Here is a 19,546-nt window from a genome sequence, read left to right on the forward strand (position 1 = left end):
GTTTCTCGTTGACCTTGTTATGGCAGGCGCTGGCTGCGCACACCGCGGTTGCCGACCAGTACCAGGCTGTCGCCGGCGGCGAAATCGGCGCCACTGACCGGGGCCAGCGCCTGCTGTGGCAATGCCTCCAGCTCACCGCTCGAGGTGGTGCGCAGGACATGGCCAACCTGGCTGAACAGCAACACGTGCCCGGAGGCATCGCGCACGGCGGCCGTGATGCTGTTCTGCAGACCGCTATTCAGCATGTTCCAGCTGGTACCACCGTCGACGCTGCGCAGCACGTGGCCGCGCAGGCCGTAGACCAGCAGTTCATTACCCGTACCGATGACGCCGAAGAAGCTGCCACTGTAAGGGGTTTGCAGTGCCACGAAACGCTGCTGTGCAACATCCCAGCGCAGCAGCAAGCCCTGCTCGCCCGCGATATAGGGCACGCCGTCGACGCCGGCGATGGCGTTCAGGTGCAGGCTTTGGGGGTTGTCGGTACGCTCGCCGAGCGGCTGCCAGTGCTGGCCACCGTCCTCGGTGCGCAGGATCAGGCCGAACACACCGACGGCATAACCGAGCCGTTCGTTGGCGAACCAGACGTCCAGCAGTGCCTTGTCAGCGCCCTCCTCGACCATCCGCTGCGCATCGGCCTGGCGTGCCGCCCATTGCTCATTGTTCGGTTCGGCGGCGGCCAAGGCCGTGTAATGCGCCAGCATCAATCCGCCAATCTGGCGGCCGTCGAGTTGCTTGTTCCAGGTGGCACCGGCGTCTTCGCTGTGCAGGATCACGCCGTCATGGCCCACCGCCCAGCCCTGTTGTGGGGTTGGAAAATACACCGCATTAAGGTCGCTGCTCACCGGCACCCGGGCCTGTTGCCACTGGTTGCCGGCATCGTCGGAAAACAGGATGTGGCCGCGCTGACCCACTGCCACCAGCTTGTCGCCGGTGCGGGTCACGTCGTTCAGTGGCGCTACTTGCGCCAACGGACTCACGCGCGCCGGCAGATCCAGCACGTCGATGAACTCGCCCTGCGCGCCGAGGGGCATGGCGCCCAGCAGCAGGCCCAGCAGGGGAAGCAGGACTTTGTAGAAATCGCTCATGGTCAATCTCGGCAGTAAAAGTGCGCCGCCGGCATGCAAGGCATGCCATGCGGCGCTGGGTCAATCTCCCGCCGTGCCACGCCAGGCCCCATCGCTGGGCGCCTGACGTTGTGCCCAGGGGGGAGTCCTGGTGGCACAAGTGACGGGATCTATGCCCCCGAGGACTCAGCGAATGCCCGCGCCAGCCAGGGACTCAGGCGACCACTGCGACTTGGACAGAGCCTCGACGTAACGGATACCGCCATATGGGCCGACCACACCGTTGATGTTGTAGGAGCCACCAACCAGGTCGTAGATCATGAATGGCGTGGAGTCCGGCACATTCTTGTCGTAGCTCTGGCTGAGGAAGGCGAAAGAGCCACGATAGAGCTGACCACGGGCGTCGTACTGATCCGAGGCCAGAGCCACCCAGCTGTCTTCGTCGAGGTAGAAGCGACGTTTGGCGTAGACGTGCCGGGTGCCTTCCTTGAGCGTGCCCTCTACCACCCACACGCGGTGTTTCTCCCAGCGCACCAGCTCCGGCGCCAGGTGGTTGGGGGTGGTGATGGCCTTGGCGTCGGTCGCGTAGGTCAGGCGGTAGGTGTTGTAGGGCACGATCATTTCCTGCTTGCCCACCAGCTTCCAGTCGAAGCGATCCAGCGCACCGTTGAAGACGAACACGTCATCGTAGGTACCGGCACCGGCAGTACCCGGGTTCGGCGTGTCGTAGGCCAGGTTCGGAGCCAACTTGACCCGACGCACACCCGGCAGGTACTGCCAGGCGCGGCGCGGCTGCTGCAGCGGGTTGGCCGCGTCGCGCAGCATGATTGCCTCGCCGGCGCGACGGGCCGGGCCGGTATAGCTCAGCTTCATCTGGTAATAGGTGTCGGTGGCCCCGATCAGCTTGTTCATGTCCTCGTAGATCGGGTAGCTGATGAACGCCTGGCCGGTGGTGGCGAGGCTGGCCACGCCGGCGGAGTCGACGTTCCACGAGTCGTACTTGGAGTTGATGGTCACGCCCTGGTAGCGCAACAGGAAGTTCCACATGGCCTCGGCGCCCGACTGCGGGATCGGGAATGGCACGCCCGGCAGTACGTTGTCGATGGCCAGCCCGCCCTCCAGCGACTTGGCGCCGGTAGCATTCTTCAGACTGTTATCCAGCACTGCCTGGGGTACAGCAACACTGCGATGGGTCGGGTAGACCTCGACGCGGTAGCTGGGGAACCGCTTGGCCAGCTCCACGGTGGTGGCACTGAGCTGGTCCTTGTACTGATCGACGTTCTTGCCATCGATCACCAGCAGCGGTTTCTCCGCGGCGTAAGGATCGGGGCGCACGCTGTCACCGACCTTGAAGCTGGCCGGAGCCTGGGTCAGGCCGCCTTCGTAGGCGGGAATGGAGCCGTCGGCGTTGCCGGCCTTTTCCGCACCTATGGCGGTCAGGCTGGTGCCGAGCTTAGCCGCTTCACTGGCAGACACGGCGGCGTTGGCCTGGCCGGCAATGGCCAAGGCGAGGGAGGCAGCCAATACGGTTTGTACGAATTTCATCTTGTTGTACTCCTGCTCAGAGGCTGGGCAATACGTGGATCAGAAAGTGGTTTTGAAGGTCAGGTAGAGCGCGCCGCGGTCCTCACCAGTAGCGCCGCCGCCGGAGAACGAGGAGTAACCGCCGGCGTAGCAGGCGTAGTTCTCGTTGGCGCTGAAGGCGTTGGGCGTCGAACCGTCGCCGCTGCCGCCGCTCGGATCGGCAGCCAGGCCGCTGTAGCCGCTGTCCTCGCACTTGTCGGATTTACCGAAGGAGTCCACGTACTTGAGGTCGACGAAGTACTGGTTGTAGACCGCTGCACTGAGGCCCAGCGAGTAGTTGCCAGTGTCCTCAGCGCCGCCTGCAGACACTGGGGAGACGCCATCAATGCCGACGTTGATCGACATCGGCGCGCTCAGGTCAATGCCTGGGAATACCTGGTACCAGGTCGGCGTGAAGTTGACCGCGAGCCCCCAGTTGTCACGGGTCGGCTTGTCGATGCCGCGGTAGCTGTCCTCGCCCTTGTACAGCGCCTCATTCTCGCTATCGAGCTTCAGCAGGTTGCTGTAGTACAACTCGCCGAGCAGGGTTGCCGAGTCGAACACAGGCGTATCGGCGATGGTCATCAAGCCGTTGACGGTCCAGTGCAGGGTGTCGCCTGTGGCGCTCATGCTGTCGCCGTCCTGCGCGCTGCCGTACACCACGCCACTCGCGGCACTGCGCGCCGGCAGCAGGCCGAAGCCATTACCCAAGCCGAACGGGCTGTCGGAACTGAGGATGGCCGGGATGCTGGCCAACGGCATGTTGTGGCGGATGTTCAAGTCACTGCCGACACTCACCCCACCAACATCCTTGGACAGGCTCAGGCCAAAGATGTCGATATCGTCGCTGTAAGCGAACTGATAGCTGGAGGTATTCAGCGAGTTGAGCAGGTTGACGTTGGCCAGTAGCGGCGTCAGCGGACCGGCCGACGGTACGCTGCCATCCGGGTTGAGAATGGTCATGCCTTTGGCGTTCAGCCAGGCCTGCGGAAGGATGTCCGAGGTACGCCGGTAGTAGGCACCCAGGGTGCCGTCCAGCCATTGCGGCGACCACTTGGCCATCACACCCCAGTCGCCACTGTTGTGCGGCGTCAGGTCATCGCCGCGACGCACATTGGTCAGCCCGTTGCACGGCGCCAGGCCGCACGCGGGGTTGCCCAGGGCATCGTTGCCCGGCGCACCGTTGGTGTTGCCGAGCAGGAAGGACTGCGCGCCGAAGCCCACCAGGTCAGAGGTGCCGTAATAGGTGCCGGCCTCGGGCAGGCGTGCAGCGTTCCAATCGAAGAAATATTGGGCCGCCAGAGTCAGCTCGGGGTTGACGGTGAAGGCGGTAGAAAGCTGGTTGCGCGGGACGAACAGTTCCTTGGCCTCGGTGCCGGGAGACGACGCCAGCTTGGCCAAGTCCAGGCCGGACTGACCGTAGCTGACCGAGTGCACGGGGTTAAGGATGGTCTCACCCCAGTAGACGTTGTGCTGGCCAGCCTTGAAGCTGAACAGCGACTCCTCGCCAACCTCAGTGCTGTAGAACACAAAGGCATCGAGAATCTCGCCGGACGGGCCGCTGTAGTAGCGTTTGGCGTAGCGGCTAAGGTGTGGACTGCCGTTGCCGACGTTGTCGTTGGTGACGTTGATTGCACCGAATGGCACGCCGCCGTAACCCAGACGCGGGTCGTTGGCCACCAGGCCGGAGCGCGCGCCATTACCGTTGACGAACGGGTTGGAACTGGAACCGGTGTTGTCGTAAGCCTTGTCGTACCAGCTGGCAGCACTGACGCGGAAGCCCGTGAAGTTCTGGTACACCACATCCAGTTCGGTCAGCAGGTCGACACGATTGGTGATGTTGGTCCCGGCCTTGCGGAAGTTGTAGTCACCGTCATTGTTGTTCGGCGTGCCGAGCATGGTCTTGTCGGCACTCTCGGTCCGTACGCCGTAGTTGTATTTGACGGTGTTGTCGAAACGCATGGACCAGTCCGGGTTACCGGTGTCCAGCTCGAAAGCCTGGGTAGCCGGCACGGCCGCCAGCATGATGGCCGTGGCCAGCAGGCTTTTGCGCAAGGGAAGGCGGTGCTGTTTCTTATTGTTGTGCATAGCGTTGACTCCGCTTTTTTTGGGCTTACGACATGCCGCACGCGCGATCGAGTCGCGAGAACGGGTAACTGGGTGGTGTATTCCTTGTTCGGTAGAAAGGATTGCGTGCTTCCGTTCGGGCCTTAGCCCAGCAATGCCTGGATGAGGTTCTCGGCCTGCGGCCACTCGCCGTAGCCAGCGGCCGGGTTGAGGTGGCCGACCGCGCCCAGCTCGACCAGGCGGCTGCCCCATTCACGGGCCATTTCGTGCACCGCATCGAGGCTGGCCAGGTGGTCGTTGCTGCTGGCAGCGACGATGCTGGGGAACGGCAGCGGGCCACGGGGCAACGGCGACCAGCCGTTCTCCTGCAGCACCTCAGGGCTGGGATACTGCGGTGGCCAGGGGCTGCTTAGATCCGGAGGGGTCGCCAGCAAAGCACCGAGAATCGGCCGCGAGTGACGCGCGGCCCAGTGCACGGTCATCAGCACGCCAGCACTATGGGCGACCAGCACCACAGGACCCTCGATGGCGTCTAGCTCGTGCTGGATGGCCGCGACCCGGGCATCCAGGCTCAGCTTGTAGGTCTCCAGCGGCGGCACCGAGCGGCAGTTGGGCAGGCGCGCGGCGAGCAGGGTCTGCCAGTGATCGGCGACGTGATCGCGCAGACCGGGGACGATGAGAACGGTGAATGCTTTGCTGCTGGCCACACGGGGCTCCTGACTGCCTGATCGGTGTGCGGCGCACCAGGCGCCGGAGTTGGACAGACAGTAGAGGTCGGGGCCTTGGCGACGCTTCACATTAGGCGTCAGCCATTTCGCAATTCATGACAGTGGCCGGGCGGCCGTCTTTTCGTCAGTACAGAGTCGCCTTCCCAAGGGCTGCTAAGCTCTGCGCTAGAGGGTTGATTTTTCATTTCGTGACAGCCGCGTGACCATCGCCGAGGGCTTCGGGCATCATGCGCAGCGGCCGCCACAAGCGGCCGTGCCTGTGAAGGAACTAAAACAATGACAACATTGGTTCGCGCAGCGGTACTGACCAACTACCTGGAAGTAGCCCAGCACCTTGGTCTCAAGCCGCAGACCCTGCTCAACGAAGTGGGCCTCAGCAAAACTCAGCTGCAGGACCCGGAACAACGCATCCCGATCGACGCCGCCGTGCGCCTGCTGGAAATCTCCGCCACCAACAGCGGCTGCCAGACCTTTGGCCTGCGTATGGCCGAGTCGCGCCAACTCTCCGACTTCGGCGCGGTCAGCCTGCTGCTCACCCACCAGCGCACCCTGCGCGAGGCGCTGCAGGTGGTGGTGCAATATCGACACCTGCTCAACGACTCTCTGGCCATCTTCATCGAGGAAGCCGGCAGCATGGTGATCATCCGCGAGGAAGTGGTCACCGGCGTCGGCCTTAGCTGCCGCCAGGGCAACGAGCTGGCCATCGGCGTGATGTACCGGCTGTGCGGCGCCCTACTCGGCACGCACTGGCGGCCGATCAGCGTCAACTTCACCCACTCGGCGCCGGACGACTTGCAGCTACACCGCCGGGTGCTCGGGCAGAAGCTGGAGTTCAACAGCGAATTCAATGGCATCGTCTGCCACGCCGCCGACTTCGACGTGCCTAACCCCCAGGCCGACCCGGCCATGGCGCGCTACGCGCAGCGCTTCCTCGACTCCTTGCAGGCCGAGCAGGAAACGCCGCTGATATTCGAAGTGCGTAAGGCCATCTACCTGCTGCTGCCCATGGGGCGCGCCACCATCGAGCAGATCGCCATGGCCATGGGCATGAACGTACGCACCCTGCAGCGGCGCCTGGAGGATAACCAGGCCACCTTCAGTGACCTGATCAACGACGTGCGCCGCGACCTGGTGATCCGCTACCTGGAAAACCCCAGCTACTCGCTCGGGCGTATCGCCGACATGCTCGGCTACTCGATGCCCAGTTCCTTCACCCGCTGGTTCATCGGCCAGTTCGGCATGCCGCCAGCAGCCTGGCGCAGCGAGCACGGTGCCGCGCGCAAGGACAGGTAACGTCGGCAGAACCTGGCTCAACTGGAGCTACCGGGGCGCCGCACTGCGGGCATTCAGCGGCGGCACCAGCTTGTTGTTTGTGCGTGCTGCCTCGGTAAAAGGTGTGGACGGCCGCAGGAGCAGCAGCCGTCGCACGAATGCCGGGACCGAGGCCCCGACGGAGCACACCCCACCATGGAGTAAACGGGGTGTAGCAGACGCTCTACCGGTGGTTTCAGAGGCCCCAATGCATCAGCAGCAGCACCAGGACGACAAGGAAGACGGTTTCGCCAACCATCAACAGGATCGGCTTGATGCCCACCGTGGCCAGTTCCTTGAGCTGGGTCTTCATGCCCAGGGCGGCGATGGACACCACCAGGCACCAGCGCGAAGCTTCGTTAACCCCGGTCTGCACCAGCGCCGGCACCCAGCCGGTGCTGTTGACGCAGGCCAGGATCAGGAAACCGACGGCGAACCAGGGCAGCAGCGGCGGACGCTGGCCACCAGTCTCGGCGCCCTGCATGCGGGTGATCATGGCGGCCGCCACGATCACCGGCAGCAGCATGGCCACGCGCATCAGCTTGACCACCGTGGCGGTGTCGCCGGTTTCCGGCGACATGCTGTAGCCGGCGCCGACCACCTGGGCCACATCGTGAATGGTGGCGCCGAGGAACACCCCGGCTTCCTGCGGCGACAGGCCGAGGGCGTTGGCGATCATCGGGTAGAGGATCATCGCCAGGGTCGACAGCGCCGACACGCCGATCACGGTGAACAGGGTGGCGCGCTCCTTCTGGGGGTGGTTGGGCAGCGCGGCGGCCAGGGCCAACGCCGCCGAGGCGCCGCAGATTGCCGTAGCGCCGCCGGTGAGCATGCCGAACAGGCGCTGGAAGCCCAGCGCCTTGGCCGCCACCACCGAGACCAGGATGGTCACCACTACCAGGGTCACCACCAGGGCTAGGGGTTTCCAGCCCAGCGCGGCGATCTGTTCCAGGGTGATGCGCATGCCCAGCAGGGCCACGCCAATGCGCAGCACGGTGCGCGCGGTGAACTCGATCCCGACCTTGCACTTGCCCTCGCCGGCAAGGAAGTTGAGTGACAGCCCCAGCAGCAGGGCGAACAGCATCACCGGTGCGCCGTAGTGTTCGGAGAGGAAGGTGGCGGCGGCAGCGACCACCAGGCTGACGGTAATGCCCGGCGCCAGTTCGCGGGCACGGACATTGAACTGGGTAAGAGCGATGGCGCTCATGACGCGGAAACCTCATTGGCAATGACGATGAACAACTGGCCGCCCTCCTCCTCGATCGGGTAGGTGGCAACCTTCAGTCGGTCGGAGTTGGCCAGGTAGCCACTGGCCAAGTCGAAGCGCAGGCCGTGGGAGCGGCACTGAATCAGTCGCCCCTGCAACTCGCCGGCGCACAGGGAGGAACCCTGGTGCGGGCAACTGTCGGCGATGGCGAAAAACTGCCCGGCCAGGTTGAACAGGGCGATGCTGTGATCGCCGAACCCGATCAGCGCGCGCTGCCCTGCTGCCGGCACCTGGCTGGCCGGCACCGGATGACGCAGGGTCATACCAGCAGGCTCCGCCGTTGCGGCACGCTGAGGGCCTCGTACATGCCACGCAGCAGCAGCTCGGCCGGTTGCGCACCAGTCAGCTGCAGCTGCTCATCGAAGACGAACTGCGGCACGCTGCTGGCGTTCACGTCCGGCGACTGGAAGGGCCGGCCGTCACGGTACAGCGCACGCGCCATGTTCTCGCGCGGGTAGCCGCAGGTTTCGGCAATGGACAGCAGGGTGTTGCTGTTGCCGAGGTCCTCGCCGTACAGGAAATGCGCGGCGAACAACCGTTCCAGCAGGTAGTCGCGCTGCTGTGGGCTGCCCAGCCCGCTGGCATGCCGCAACAGGCGATGGGCATCGGCGGTATTGGGCATCCGGCTGATGCGCTCGAACTTGATCTGCAGGCCGACGGCCTCGGCCGCTTCCTGCACCTGCATCTGGCGCATCTGCACGGCCGACTCGCTGCCCAGGCGACGCTGGTAGAACTCGCGGAACGGCTCGCCGCCAACCGGCAGATGGGGCAACAGCTGCACGCCCTGCCAGTCGACACTCACCACCTGGTGCGGCAACGTCTGCTGCAGCTGCGTCATGGCAAGTTCCAGCTGACGCTTGCCGATCAGGCACCAGGGGCAGATGAAGTCGAAGGCCACGTCGATACGCAATGCACGGCTCACGGCTGTACCTCCAGCACGGTCGCGCCGGCTTCCTCCCGGCCTGGCTCGCCACGCAGGCGGGCGATGTCCAGCAGGTAATGGCGGCGGCAATAGAGGAAAACGGCGGCGGCGGCGATGCTCACCAGCGGCACCAGCTGGAAGGCGTTATCCAGGCCGATCACATCGGAGACTTTGCCGGTAAGGAGCGGGCCGGTGGCCAACCCCAGCAGATTGTTGGCCAGGGTCAGGGTGGCGAAGGCGGTACCGTGCACCGAGTAATGGGTCAGGTTGGCGACCATTGCTCCGGACGGACCGGTGGTGCCGGCGGCGATCAGCATGCCCAGGCCGATCAGCACCAGCTGCGGCGTGCCGAACGGCAGGGCAAAGGCCAGCGACAGCAGCAGGCAGCTGCCCAGGCAGTAGCCGACGCACAGTACGATCTTGCGATCCGGGTGATTGCGGCACAGACGGTCGCAAAGCATGCCGCAGAAGATCATCCCGGCACCGCTACACAGGACGATGATCGCCGCCACCGCGCCGGCCTTCTCGGTGGTCATGCCGTAGAAGCGGTTGAGGTAGCTGGGCATCCACACGATCACGGTGCCGCCGACGAACAGCTGCAGGCCGCTGCCAACATAGGCGCTGATCACCGAGCGACTGGAATACAGGGTGCGCAGCGGCCGGCTGATCTTGTCCGCCACCTGGCCTGCGGCCACCACGGCACGCTGCGGGGCAATGCGCGCCTGACGCACGATCAGTGGATAGAGCGAGGCCAGCAGCAAGCCGAATAGCGCCATGCCGGCAAAGGCCCAGCGCCAGCCAAAATGCTGCGCCATGAACCCGCCAGCCGCCATGCCCAGCACCGAGCCGAACATGCCACCGGAAATGAAGGCACCCGAGAGGGTGGCGCGCATCTCGCGGGGGAACACCGATACCACCACCGCGATGCCGACGCTGCCATAGGCCGCCTCGCCGACGCCGACCAGGAAGCGGGCGATTAACATCTGCTGGTAGTTCTCAGCCAAGGCACAGCCCAGGGTCGCCAGGCTCCACAGCACAGCCATGAGCGTCAGGCTCTTGATCCGGCCGAAACGGTCGGCCAGCAGCGACAGCGGAAAAGTCAGCAGGCCGACCATCAGCGCGACGATGCCGCTGAGCAGGCCCAGCTGGCTGTCGGACAGTGCCCACTCGCCCTTCAGCAAGGGGAACACGGCGTTGAGCACCTGCCGCGACATGTAGTCGGAAATCAGCAGGCCGAAAGTCAGGGCGAAAACCACCCAGGCATAACTGCGCGGAATGCCAGACGAGGTATCGACCTCATTGTCTGCGCTGTGATGAAAGGCCATGAGTGCCTCCTAGAAAACGTATTGTTGTTGTTCTGTGTGGAACCGGTTGTGCAAAGGCTTCGGCCTGGCTCTTCGTGGGAACCGACGCTCGGCGCCTGAGCGTGTCAGTGTGGTGACAAGCGGGTGGCGCCGACCGGGTAGAAGCCTTTGCACAAACGGATCGAAGTCGGTCGGACACAAGGCCAGGCCCCGTGTCCGTCACGGCCCCTGCGCGCACGGGTCAGCCCGTGCTCACAGTATCCGCCCCCTGACCTGACCCGCAGGGGACTGACTCATTGCCTAAGGGGTTACGCCGCTGTCGCGGCTCTCCCCCATCGGCTGCGGATCAATCATTTGCGCAGGAAGCCTTGCTGACCGCCCTTCGGGTTCGGGGCGAAGCCGTTGGCGGCCAGGGTTTCTTCGACGGTGTCGTAGAACACGCCGATCTTGAGGATTTCGCGGGCTTCCTGGCCGTTGGCAACCGGCCGGCCGATTTCCTTGGCGATGCGCACCAACTGCTCGACCTGCTCGACGGAGGTCATCTTGCGCGAACGGTCCTGGGTCCAGATGTTGTCCTCGATACCGCAGCGCACGTGCAAGCCCATCGCCATGCCCATCAGGTTGACCGGCAGGGTGTTGAGCATGGTGCTTTCCACCGTCAGCATGGTGCCGTCGGGGATGGCCCGCAGGAAGTTGGCCAGGCTGTAGATATGCGGCTGGTCCATGCCACCGCCGATCGCTACCCAGTTGCACACCAGCGGCCCCTTGTAGACGCCGCGACGGATCAGGCGCTCCACCGACTCGTAGCTGTTGATGTTGTAGAACTGGAAGGCGCTCTGGATGCCGGCAGCGCTCAGGCGCTTGACGTGCTCCTCGATGAAGCCGGGGCCGGAAGGCACGATCATCTCGCGGTAGGCTTCGTAGGTATCGCTACCCATGGAGGTGCCGGTGTAGTCGCGCACATCCATCTGCTCGATGACGTTCATCTGCGTGGTGTTGACCGTCACAGTGACCTGATCGGGCTTGGGGTCGAGCTCGGCGAGCATGTGGCGAGTGTCGTCATGCAGCCACTTCGCCGCTGCGCCATCTTCCGGGGGCGCGAAGGAGATGGAGCCGCCGACCTGGATGACCATGTCCGGCACGGCCTTGCGCACGCCAGCAATCAGTTCGTTGAACATGGACAGGCGCTTGGAGCCCTTGCCGTCCAGCTCACGCACATGCAGGTGAAGTACCGCGGCGCCCGCGGCGTAGCAGTCGACGGCCTTCTGAATCTGCTCTTCCATGGTCACCGGAATATCTTCCGGGTAGTCGGAGGGGAACCATTCAGGGCCATAGGGCGCTACGGTGATGACCAGCTTGTCCTGGTTTTCAGGGAAGAGAGAGCCGTCGAGGAAGTTCATTTCTTTGCCTCAAAAAATTGATAGTGAGCGATGCGTCTAGGGCGCTTCGACTCAGTAGGTCTTGTCACCGATGATCCCGGCACGTTCCATCTTGCGGTGGCATGCGGGGTAGTCCATGACGGCGTAATGCTGGGTACAGCGGTTGTCCCAGATCGCCACGCTGTTCGGCTTCCAGCGCCAGCGCACTTGGTATTCGGGGATGTACGCCTGGCTGATCAGGTAGCGCAGCAGGTCACTCGCGCCGGGGTTGGCGTCCTGGCCGAAGCGCACCCGCTCGGGCGTGTGGTAGTTGCTGAAGTGCGTGGTGAAGGCGTTGACGAACAGCACCTTCTCGCCCGTTTCCGGGTGGGTACGCACCACCGGGTGCTCGGCGTCCGGGTAGGTCGCCTTGAGCGCCAGGCGCTTCTCGATCGGCATGGCCGCACCGAAGCTCGCCTCGATGCTGTGGCGGGCGCGCAGGCCCTCGATCTTGGTCTTGATCTCGGCCGGCAGGTTTGCATAGGCCAGCGCCATGTTCGCCCACATGGTGTCGCCACCTACCGGCGGGCACTCCACGCAGCGCAGCACGCAGCCCATGGGCGGTGCCTCGCGCCAGGTGGCGTCGGTGTGCCATGAGTTTTCGTAGCGGTCGTTGGGCTTATCCGGCGTCTTGTAGATACGCACCAGGCCCGGATGCTCCGGATCGCTGCCAGCCACCGGGTGGTCCTCCAGCTCGCCGAAGCGGCGAGCGAAGGCCACGTGTTCGGCCCGGCTGAAGTCCTGGTCACGCAGGAACAGCACCTTGTGTTGCAGCAGCAGTTGCTTGATCTCGGCGAACAGGCCGTCGTCACGCGCGGCATCACCCAGGTTCACACCACTCAGTTCGGCACCGATGGCGCAGGTCAGTTGTTCAATACGCATGCTGGCCTCCTCAGATGACGAAGATCGATGAACCGGTGGTCTTGCGCGACTCCAGGTCACGGTGCGCCTGCACCGCGTCCTGCAGGGCGTAGTGCTGGTTGATCTCGATCTTGATCCGGCCGCTGCCGACGTGGTCGAACAGCTCGCCAGCCAGCGCGGCCTTCTCTGCCGGATCGGCGATGTAGTCGGCCAGGGCCGGACGGGTCATGTACAACGACCCCTTCATCGCCAGCAGTTGCGGATTAAAACCGTCGATCGGACCCGAAGCGGTGCCGACACAAACCAGCAGGCCACGGCGCTTGAGCGAATCCAGCGAGCCCATGAAGGTGTTCTTGCCGACACTGTCGAACACCACGTTGACGCCGACGCCATCGGTCAGCTCGCGTACGCGGCTGGCAACGTCTTCGTGGCTGTAGTTGATGGTGTGGGCGCAACCGTGGGCGCGGGCGACTTCGGCCTTGGCCTCGGTGGACACCGTGCCGATCACGTTGAGGCCGAGCAGCTTGGCCCACTGCGAGACGATCAGGCCGACTCCCCCGGCAGCGGCGTGCAGCAGAATGCTGTCGCCCGGCTTGAAGTCATAGATGCGACGCATCAGGTAGGACGAGGTCAGGCCGCGCATGGTCATGGCCGCGGCAGTCTCGAAGGAGATGGTCTCCGGCAGCTTGATCAGCGGTGCAGCCGCGATCAGGCGCTCGGTGCTGTAGGCGCCGAGGGTATTGAGGAAGCCGGTGTAGGTGACCCGGTCGCCTACTGCGACGTTGTCCACGCCCTCGCCCAGCTCCACCACCACACCGGCCGCTTCCACGCCCATGCCGTTGGGCAGCGGGATCGGGTAGGTACCGTTGCGGAAATAGGTGTCGGCGTAGTTCAAGCCGACAGCGACGTGACGGATGCGCACTTGCCCCGGGCCGGGCTCGCCGACCTCGACGTCCTCGTAGCGCAACACCTCGGGACCCCCGGCCTCGTAAAAGCGGACGGCTTTGGCCATGCCTGTTCTCCAGTCTTGTTATTAGCCACCAATAGCGTGGATCGGACTGTAGAACTGCCCCCGAACGAGTGCTTCTCATCGCACGACAGGCGCTTTTCATTTCGTGACATAGGGAGATGGGGGACTGGCTAGAACGCCTGGCCCGAAATGCCAGGCTTTAAATCGCGCTGTCAAAGCATGGCTGGTAGTGAAGAGCCTCGGTGTCTGTAGAGACTTCCAAGCCTTCGCGCGCCCCGACCTAGCTCTCTACGCTCGCGGGCTTTGCGGTTTGCACTGATTCGAAAAACGAAGAGACCAGTCGACTGTTGCGGCGCTCTGCCAGGCAATAAAGGTAGGTCTCGGTATAGATCCCCTCCCCCTCGATGCGAACGGGCTGGATGCGCGGGTCCGGAATGAACTCGGCCTCGGACACCGCGCCGATGCCTATACCTCGCGCCACGGCTTCGCGCAGCGCTTCACGGCTGCCGATCTCCATTGCCTTGCGCGGTGTCACACCCGCTGCAGCCAGTGCTCGCTCCATGGCCAGGCGAGTCGTGGAGCCGGTTTCCCGTTGCAGCAACGGTTGGTCTTCCAGCTCCTCCAGCCGCACGCCGCCACGCCGGGCGAAGGGGTGATCCTGGCTGGCAAACAGAGTGATGGCGTGGCGCGCGTACAGCACGGCGCACAGGCCCGGGTCGTCATGCCTACCGGCGAGCACGGCAATGTCGGTGACGTACTGCTCCAGGTCTGCCAGCACCTGCGCCGAGTTGCCGACCCGAATGGAGACATCGATGCGCGGGTATTGCTGGCGATAACCATCGACCATCTCGATGACGTGGAACGGGCCCACGGCGCCGAGCTTGAGCTGACCACTGTCGAGCCGCCCGGAGTCGCGCAACAGGTTGTTGGCTTCCAGCTCCAGCAAGGCCATGCGCTGGGCGATAGGTAGCAGTTGCCGGCCGACATCCGACAGCTCGATGCGCCGGCCCTTGCGATGGAACAGTTCAACGTTGTGCTGGCGCTCCAGGCTCTGCACCTGGGTCGTCAGGGTGGGCTGGCTCAGGCCCAGCGTGCGGGCTCCGGCACTGAAGCTGCCATGCCGGGCCACGGCGAGAAAGGCGCGGATCCTGGCGGTCGACATCCATAGACTCCATCAATACTCGGTAGGGAAAACGCATATTGAATTGATCGTATGACTGTCACGTGACGTTTCTAGCCTGTGCCTACTTCAACCACACCTGCTGGAAATGCCATGACCTCTATCGCCTCGTTACTCCGTATCGCCGGTTTTGCGTTGCTGCCGCTGCTCACTGTCGGCACGGCCCAGGCCGCGGAAAAACTGACCATCGGCCTGATTCCTTCCGAAGACTCCCAGGCCATGATCGAAAGCAGCCAGCAAGTGCTCGACAGCCTGGAAAAACAGCTGGGCATGCCCGTCGAGCCGTTCGTGGCCACCGACTACAACGGCATCATCGAAGCCCTGCGCGCCGGCAAGCTGGATGTCGCCTACCTCGGCCCATTCTCCTACGTGCTGGCTGCCTCGGTTGCCGATGTCGAAGCCTTCGCCGTGGCGGAAACCAAGAAGACCGGCCAGAGCGCCTACAAGAGCCTGATCCTGGCGCGCAAGGACAGCGGTATCCGCAACCTGGCCGACCTCAAGGGGCGCACCTTCGCCTTCGTCGACCCCAGCTCCACCTCGGGCCACCTGTTCCCCAAGGCTGGTTTGGAACAGGCCGGCTATGACCCGGAAAAACTGTTCTCGCGGGTGATCTTCTCCGGCTCCCACGACGCCAGCATCCTGGCCGTGGAGAACAACAAGGTCGACGCGGCCGCCGTCGCCGATCGCATCCTGAACGGCGCCGTGGCCAAGGGCGTGGTCAAGCAGGACGACTTCCAGGTGGTGTGGACCTCGCGCTCGATTCCCGAGTCGCCGATGGTCTGGCGCAAAGCCCTGGACCCGCAGCTGAAACAGCAGATCGCCGCCGCACTGGCCTCGATGAAAGACGTGCCGTGGGGCGACCAGGGCATGCTCAACGGCTTCCAGCCCACCAACGACGCAGCCTATGACGTCGTGCGTGATACCGCCAAGGTCCTCAACCTGGACCTGCGGAGCATGAAATGATCAGCGTGCACCACCTGACCAAGCAGTACGGCAGCAATGCCGTGCTGCGAGGTATCGACCTGCAGATCGGTGCAGGCGAGTTCGTGGTGATACTGGGGCAATCCGGCGCGGGCAAATCCACCCTGCTGCGCTGCATGAACCGCCTGGTACAGGCAGATGGCGGTGAGCTGACCATCGCTGGCGTCGATGCCATCGGCTGCAGCGATACCCGCGCCCTGCGCCAGCAGGTGGCGATGATCTTCCAGCACCACAACGTAGTGCCGCGCCTGTCGGTGCTGAAGAACGTGCTGACCGGGCGCCTGGGCTCGGTGTCGACGCTCGCCTCGGTGCTGCAGCTGTTTCGCCGCGAGGACGTCGACCTGGCCATGCAATGCCTGCAGCGCGTCGAGCTGGCGCACAAGGCGCAGCAGCGCACCGACTCGCTGTCCGGTGGGCAGATGCAACGCGTGGGCATTGCCCGTGCCCTGGCGCAGCGACCCAAGGTAATCCTGGCCGACGAGCCGGTGGCCAGCCTGGACCCGAAAACCGCGCGCCTGGTGCTGCAATACCTGCGCGATGCCACGCGCGAACTCGGCATCACCGTGGTGTGCAACCTGCACCAGGTGGATTACGCCCGGGAGTTCGGCGACCGCATCGTCGGCCTCGCCCACGGGCGCATGGTCTACGACGGTATTGCCTCGGACATGACCGACGCAGACCTGCAGCGCATCTACCCCGGCCAGGAGCCCGAGCCAGCACCCAGTCGCTCAATCGGCCCCATGCGCGTGCACTATGCCAACGAATAGGGGTACCACCATGCAGGCTCGTAAATACCTTTGGACCGTCGATATGCCACAAGGCCCGCGTGGCTGGCTGGGCAGCGCGGCCCTGGTGCTGGCAGTGGTCCTGGTACTGCATTGGAGCGCCGAAGGCGCTCAGTTGAGCATCGCAGAGCTGGCCAACGGCCTGCCGCAGATAGGCGATTTCCTTGGGCGCACCATGCCGCCGGACTTCAGCATTCTGCCGCGCCTGTGGCAGCCGGCCCTGGAAACCCTGCAGATCGCGATCTGGGGCACCCTGCTCGGCGTGGTGTTGGCGGTGCCGCTGTCCTTTCTGGCCGCGCGCAACCTTTCGCGCAATCGCGTGCTGTACCACGGCACCCGGCAGTTCCTCAACGTCACCCGCAGCATCAACGAACTGATCCTGGCGCTGATTTTTGTCTCGGCTGTGGGCCTGGGACCCTTTCCCGGCGTACTGGCCCTGGCGCTGCACGGGCTGGGCATGCTCGGCAAGTTCTTCGCCGAGAGCATCGAGGAGATCGATCAGGGCCCGATCGAAGCCCTGCAGGCCACCGGCGCGCGACCGCTGCAGGTCATCGCCTTCGGCGTGTTACCGCAGGTGATCACGGCCTGGATCGCCGTGGTGCTGTACCGCTTCGAGGTGAATCTGCGCTCGGCAACGGTGCTGGGCATGGTCGGGGCCGGCGGCCTGGGCTTCGAGCTGGTGAGCAGCCTCAAGCTGTTCAAGTACCCGGAAACCGCCACCTGCATCATCGTCATCACCTGCATGGTGGTGGCTGCCGATGCCATTTCCAGCCGCTTGCGCAACGCCATCCAGCGCGGCGCCAGCCACTAGACCCGTTGCTTTCAGCTCGCCTGGCAGGCCTCGACCTGCCGTGGCGGCTGCTCTCTCACCCAGTTACTTGTCCGGTTTCGCTCAGGACGGGCCAGCCTCGTCCCGCGCAAAGCCGCAATCCAGGAGTGCGCATGACTTCCCGTTTCCACAACCCGGTCGATACCCGCTTCGGCTGGGGCAGTATCGAGCTGCTCGCCGACCTGACCGAAGGCCAGAAGGTCGCCCTGGTCATCTTCCCCGAAGCACGTGCGCTGGGCCTGGTCGAGCGCATCCAGACCATCCTGGGCGAGCGCCTGGTGTGCGTGATCGAAGACGTGCAACCCAACCCCGACGTCGCCCAGCTGCGGGGTACCTATGAGCGTTTCTGGCGCGAGGCCGGCGATTGCCACACCGTGGTCGCGGTCGGCGGTGGCAGCGCGATCGACACCGCCAAGGCGCTGATCGTCGGCACCGAAGGCGGCTGCTTCGATGAACTGCTGGCGTTGCTGGCCAGCGGCGAATCCTTCGTGCCGTCTCGCTGCAAGCGCCTGATTGCCGCGCCGACCACCGCCGGCACCGGCAGCGAGGTCACGCCCTGGGCAACCCTCTGGGATGCCGATAACCAGAAAAAGTATTCCCTGCATCTGGATTGCACCTGGCCAACGGTCGCGCTGATCGACCCGCAACTGATGATGACGGTGCCCGCCAGCGTGACCGTTTCCACCGGCCTGGATGCCCTGTCCCACGCCCTGGAGGCGATCTGGAACCACAACGCCAACCCGATCTCCGACACCTTCGCGGTGGCCGCCATCGAAGACATCCTGGAATGCCTGCCGCAGCTGCATAACGACCTGGCGAACCCGGAACTGCGCTCGCGCATGGCGCTGGCTGCGTTGAAGGCCGGCATGGCGTTTTCCAACACCAAGACCGCACTGGCCCACTCGATTTCCTACGAGATGACCCTGCGTCATGGCCTGCCCCACGGCATTGCCTGCTCGTTCACCCTGCCGCTGGTGCTGGGCCTGGCCTGGGGCCGGGACGCCACCCGCGACCGCACGCTGCAACGGATCTTCGGCCCCGAACTGGACGCCGCCCAGGCGCGCCTGCGGGCATTCCTGCACAGCCTGGCGGTGAAGACCGAATTCGCCGATTACGGGGTCACCACCGACGAGGCGCAGGCCATTCTCGAAGCCGCCATCCACGGCGCCCGCGGGCAGAACTTCATCGGCTCGACTGCCGCCCGCGCATAAACCGCGCAGGGCCAGCCATGCGCCCCGCACCAGCAACTCTTTCCATCTGAGCCGTCACAGGAGCTTGACCCATGCACTACCAGCCACCCCGCCAACTCAAGGCCGCCATCCTCGACTGGGCGGGTACTGTCGTCGATTTCGGCTCGTTCGCCCCGACCCAGATCTTTGTCGAAGCCTTCGCCGAATTCGCTGTGCAGATCACCCTGGCTGAGGCTCGCGGCCCCATGGGCATGGGCAAGTGGGATCACATCCGCACGCTGTGCGACGTGCCCGGCATTGCCGAGCGTTTCGTCGCGGTAATCGGGCATCGACCGACGGATGAAGATGTCACGGCTATCTATCAGCGCTTCATGCCGCTGCAGATCGAGAAGATCGCCCTGCACTCGCAACTCATCCCCGGCGCGCTTGAGGCCATCGCCAGCCTGCGGGCCCAAGGGATGTTGATCGGCTCCTGCTCCGGCTACCCGGCGGTGGTGATGGCAAAGGTCGTGGAACTGGCGCGGCAGAACGGCTATGTGGCCGATCATGTGGTCGCCACCGATGAGGTGCCCAACGGACGCCCCCACCCCGCCCAGTCCTTGGCCAACGTGATTGCCCTGGGCATCGAGGATGTCGCAGCCTGCGTGAAAGTCGATGACACCTGGCCCGGGATTCTGGAAGGACGCAGCGCAGGCATGTGGACGGTCGCACTGACCTGCTCGGGCAATGCCCTGGGCCTGACCTACGAGCAGTACCAGGCATTGCCCGCTGCAGATCTGGCTGTGCAGCGCGAGCGAATCACCGATGCCTTCGCAGGCAGCCGCCCTCATTACCTGATCGACACCATCGCCGAACTACCCGCCGTCATCGACGCCATCAACCAGCGCCTGGCCCGAGGCGAACTGCCCCAGAACTGCTGACGAGCGACGGTTTTAGTAGAGGCACAAGCAGAGAGCCTCACACTGGCGGGGCTCCAGGCTTGGTAAAGCGTTGCGCCCTATGCACGCCGCAGGAGCGCCTAGGGCTTGTGCGTTGGCATCGGCAGGATCACCGATACCCCCTGACCTCCCTCCGAACAAGAACGCAGAGCGCATCCAACAGACGAG

General features: G+C 64.5%; 18 protein-coding genes. 6 read left to right on the forward strand and 12 right to left on the reverse strand.

Annotated features, from left to right (window positions below):
• Positions 1-17: 17 nt before the first annotated feature.
• The 4 genes from H3H51_RS14215 to H3H51_RS14230 all read right to left on the reverse strand — a co-directional run bounded on the left by H3H51_RS14215 (position 18) and on the right by H3H51_RS14230 (position 5,401).
• Positions 18-1,085 carry a YCF48-related protein gene (locus H3H51_RS14215; protein WP_183089706.1) on the reverse strand — a complete coding sequence of 356 codons (1,068 nt, stop codon included), beginning with the start codon at positions 1,083-1,085 and terminating at the stop codon, positions 18-20.
• A 165-nt stretch (positions 1,086-1,250) separates the two neighbouring features.
• Complete coding sequence (locus H3H51_RS14220; protein WP_183089707.1) at positions 1,251-2,609, reverse strand: DUF1329 domain-containing protein; 1,359 nt, start codon at positions 2,607-2,609, stop codon at positions 1,251-1,253.
• A 39-nt stretch (positions 2,610-2,648) separates the two neighbouring features.
• On the reverse strand, positions 2,649-4,715 hold the full coding sequence (locus H3H51_RS14225; protein WP_183089708.1) for a DUF1302 domain-containing protein: 2,067 nt from the start codon (positions 4,713-4,715) through the stop codon (positions 2,649-2,651).
• Positions 4,716-4,837: 122 nt separating this feature from the next.
• Entirely contained in the window at positions 4,838-5,401 is a 564-nt protein-coding gene (locus tag H3H51_RS14230; protein ID WP_183089709.1) for an RBBP9/YdeN family alpha/beta hydrolase, read from the reverse strand.
• A gap of 297 nt (positions 5,402-5,698) precedes the next feature.
• Between H3H51_RS14230 and H3H51_RS14235 the strand changes: the two genes are divergently transcribed.
• The gene (locus tag H3H51_RS14235; RefSeq protein WP_183089710.1) at positions 5,699-6,715 is read left to right on the forward strand and encodes an AraC family transcriptional regulator; all 1,017 of its coding nucleotides are present in this window, start codon (positions 5,699-5,701) and stop codon (positions 6,713-6,715) included.
• A gap of 214 nt (positions 6,716-6,929) precedes the next feature.
• Here H3H51_RS14235 and H3H51_RS14240 read toward each other — a convergent pair whose 3' ends face one another.
• From H3H51_RS14240 to H3H51_RS14275, 8 genes are all read right to left on the reverse strand, one after another.
• The gene (locus tag H3H51_RS14240; RefSeq protein ID WP_183089711.1) at positions 6,930-7,940 is read right to left on the reverse strand and encodes a YeiH family protein; all 1,011 of its coding nucleotides are present in this window, start codon (positions 7,938-7,940) and stop codon (positions 6,930-6,932) included.
• Entirely contained in the window at positions 7,937-8,263 is a 327-nt protein-coding gene (locus tag H3H51_RS14245) for a Rieske (2Fe-2S) protein (protein WP_183089712.1), read from the reverse strand. The genes H3H51_RS14240 and H3H51_RS14245 overlap by 4 nt, the downstream gene beginning before the upstream one ends.
• A complete protein-coding gene (locus tag H3H51_RS14250) occupies positions 8,260-8,922 on the reverse strand; it encodes a DsbA family oxidoreductase (protein ID WP_183089713.1) in 663 nt (220 codons plus the stop codon). Before H3H51_RS14250 ends, H3H51_RS14245 begins: the two co-directional genes overlap by 4 nt.
• The gene (locus tag H3H51_RS14255; RefSeq protein WP_183089714.1) at positions 8,919-10,247 is read right to left on the reverse strand and encodes an MFS transporter; all 1,329 of its coding nucleotides are present in this window, start codon (positions 10,245-10,247) and stop codon (positions 8,919-8,921) included. Before H3H51_RS14255 ends, H3H51_RS14250 begins: the two co-directional genes overlap by 4 nt.
• Before the next feature lie 329 nt (positions 10,248-10,576).
• Positions 10,577-11,626: a BKACE family enzyme gene (locus H3H51_RS14260; RefSeq protein WP_183089715.1), complete on the reverse strand. Its 1,050-nt coding sequence runs from the start codon at positions 11,624-11,626 to the stop codon at positions 10,577-10,579.
• Positions 11,627-11,677: 51 nt separating this feature from the next.
• Complete coding sequence (locus H3H51_RS14265) at positions 11,678-12,526, reverse strand: TauD/TfdA dioxygenase family protein (RefSeq protein WP_183089716.1); 849 nt, start codon at positions 12,524-12,526, stop codon at positions 11,678-11,680.
• 10 nt (positions 12,527-12,536) lie between these two features.
• Complete coding sequence (locus tag H3H51_RS14270) at positions 12,537-13,517, reverse strand: quinone oxidoreductase family protein (protein WP_183089717.1); 981 nt, start codon at positions 13,515-13,517, stop codon at positions 12,537-12,539.
• Between the two features lie 238 nt (positions 13,518-13,755).
• Positions 13,756-14,637, reverse strand: coding sequence for a LysR substrate-binding domain-containing protein (locus H3H51_RS14275; protein WP_183089718.1), 882 nt, complete (start codon positions 14,635-14,637; stop codon positions 13,756-13,758).
• A 111-nt stretch (positions 14,638-14,748) separates the two neighbouring features.
• Between H3H51_RS14275 and phnD the strand changes: the two genes are divergently transcribed.
• The 5 genes from phnD (at position 14,749) to phnX (ending at position 19,360) form a co-directional block, all read left to right on the forward strand.
• Positions 14,749-15,618 carry a phosphonate ABC transporter substrate-binding protein gene (gene phnD, locus H3H51_RS14280; RefSeq protein ID WP_183089719.1) on the forward strand — a complete coding sequence of 290 codons (870 nt, stop codon included), beginning with the start codon at positions 14,749-14,751 and terminating at the stop codon, positions 15,616-15,618.
• Complete coding sequence (phnC, locus tag H3H51_RS14285) at positions 15,615-16,403, forward strand: phosphonate ABC transporter ATP-binding protein (RefSeq protein ID WP_183089720.1); 789 nt, start codon at positions 15,615-15,617, stop codon at positions 16,401-16,403. The genes phnD and phnC overlap by 4 nt, the downstream gene beginning before the upstream one ends.
• A gap of 10 nt (positions 16,404-16,413) precedes the next feature.
• On the forward strand, positions 16,414-17,232 hold the full coding sequence (phnE, locus tag H3H51_RS14290) for a phosphonate ABC transporter, permease protein PhnE (RefSeq protein ID WP_183089721.1): 819 nt from the start codon (positions 16,414-16,416) through the stop codon (positions 17,230-17,232).
• A gap of 131 nt (positions 17,233-17,363) precedes the next feature.
• On the forward strand, positions 17,364-18,461 hold the full coding sequence (psrA, locus tag H3H51_RS14295; protein WP_183089722.1) for an iron-containing alcohol dehydrogenase PsrA: 1,098 nt from the start codon (positions 17,364-17,366) through the stop codon (positions 18,459-18,461).
• Between the two features lie 71 nt (positions 18,462-18,532).
• The gene (phnX, locus tag H3H51_RS14300) at positions 18,533-19,360 is read left to right on the forward strand and encodes a phosphonoacetaldehyde hydrolase (protein ID WP_183089723.1); all 828 of its coding nucleotides are present in this window, start codon (positions 18,533-18,535) and stop codon (positions 19,358-19,360) included.
• The last annotated feature ends 186 nt before the right edge of the window (positions 19,361-19,546 follow it).

The organism is Aquipseudomonas ullengensis (genome assembly GCF_014174475.1).
In the GTDB taxonomy this organism is placed as follows: domain Bacteria; phylum Pseudomonadota; class Gammaproteobacteria; order Pseudomonadales; family Pseudomonadaceae; genus Aquipseudomonas; species Aquipseudomonas ullengensis.

Coding starts and splice junctions, on each gene's coding strand:
- H3H51_RS14215 (WP_183089706.1), bottom strand. CDS start 1,085: ATGAGCGATTTCTACAAAGTCCTGCTTCCCCTGCTGGGCCTGCTGCTG.
- H3H51_RS14220 (WP_183089707.1), bottom strand. CDS start 2,609: ATGAAATTCGTACAAACCGTATTGGCTGCCTCCCTCGCCTTGGCCATT.
- H3H51_RS14225 (WP_183089708.1), bottom strand. CDS start 4,715: ATGCACAACAATAAGAAACAGCACCGCCTTCCCTTGCGCAAAAGCCTG.
- H3H51_RS14235 (WP_183089710.1), top strand. CDS start 5,699: ATGACAACATTGGTTCGCGCAGCGGTACTGACCAACTACCTGGAAGTA.
- H3H51_RS14240 (WP_183089711.1), bottom strand. CDS start 7,940: ATGAGCGCCATCGCTCTTACCCAGTTCAATGTCCGTGCCCGCGAACTG.
- H3H51_RS14245 (WP_183089712.1), bottom strand. CDS start 8,263: ATGACCCTGCGTCATCCGGTGCCGGCCAGCCAGGTGCCGGCAGCAGGG.
- H3H51_RS14255 (WP_183089714.1), bottom strand. CDS start 10,247: ATGGCCTTTCATCACAGCGCAGACAATGAGGTCGATACCTCGTCTGGC.
- H3H51_RS14260 (WP_183089715.1), bottom strand. CDS start 11,626: ATGAACTTCCTCGACGGCTCTCTCTTCCCTGAAAACCAGGACAAGCTG.
- H3H51_RS14265 (WP_183089716.1), bottom strand. CDS start 12,526: ATGCGTATTGAACAACTGACCTGCGCCATCGGTGCCGAACTGAGTGGT.
- H3H51_RS14270 (WP_183089717.1), bottom strand. CDS start 13,517: ATGGCCAAAGCCGTCCGCTTTTACGAGGCCGGGGGTCCCGAGGTGTTG.
- H3H51_RS14275 (WP_183089718.1), bottom strand. CDS start 14,637: ATGTCGACCGCCAGGATCCGCGCCTTTCTCGCCGTGGCCCGGCATGGC.
- phnD (WP_183089719.1), top strand. CDS start 14,749: ATGACCTCTATCGCCTCGTTACTCCGTATCGCCGGTTTTGCGTTGCTG.
- phnC (WP_183089720.1), top strand. CDS start 15,615: ATGATCAGCGTGCACCACCTGACCAAGCAGTACGGCAGCAATGCCGTG.
- phnE (WP_183089721.1), top strand. CDS start 16,414: ATGCAGGCTCGTAAATACCTTTGGACCGTCGATATGCCACAAGGCCCG.
- psrA (WP_183089722.1), top strand. CDS start 17,364: ATGACTTCCCGTTTCCACAACCCGGTCGATACCCGCTTCGGCTGGGGC.
- phnX (WP_183089723.1), top strand. CDS start 18,533: ATGCACTACCAGCCACCCCGCCAACTCAAGGCCGCCATCCTCGACTGG.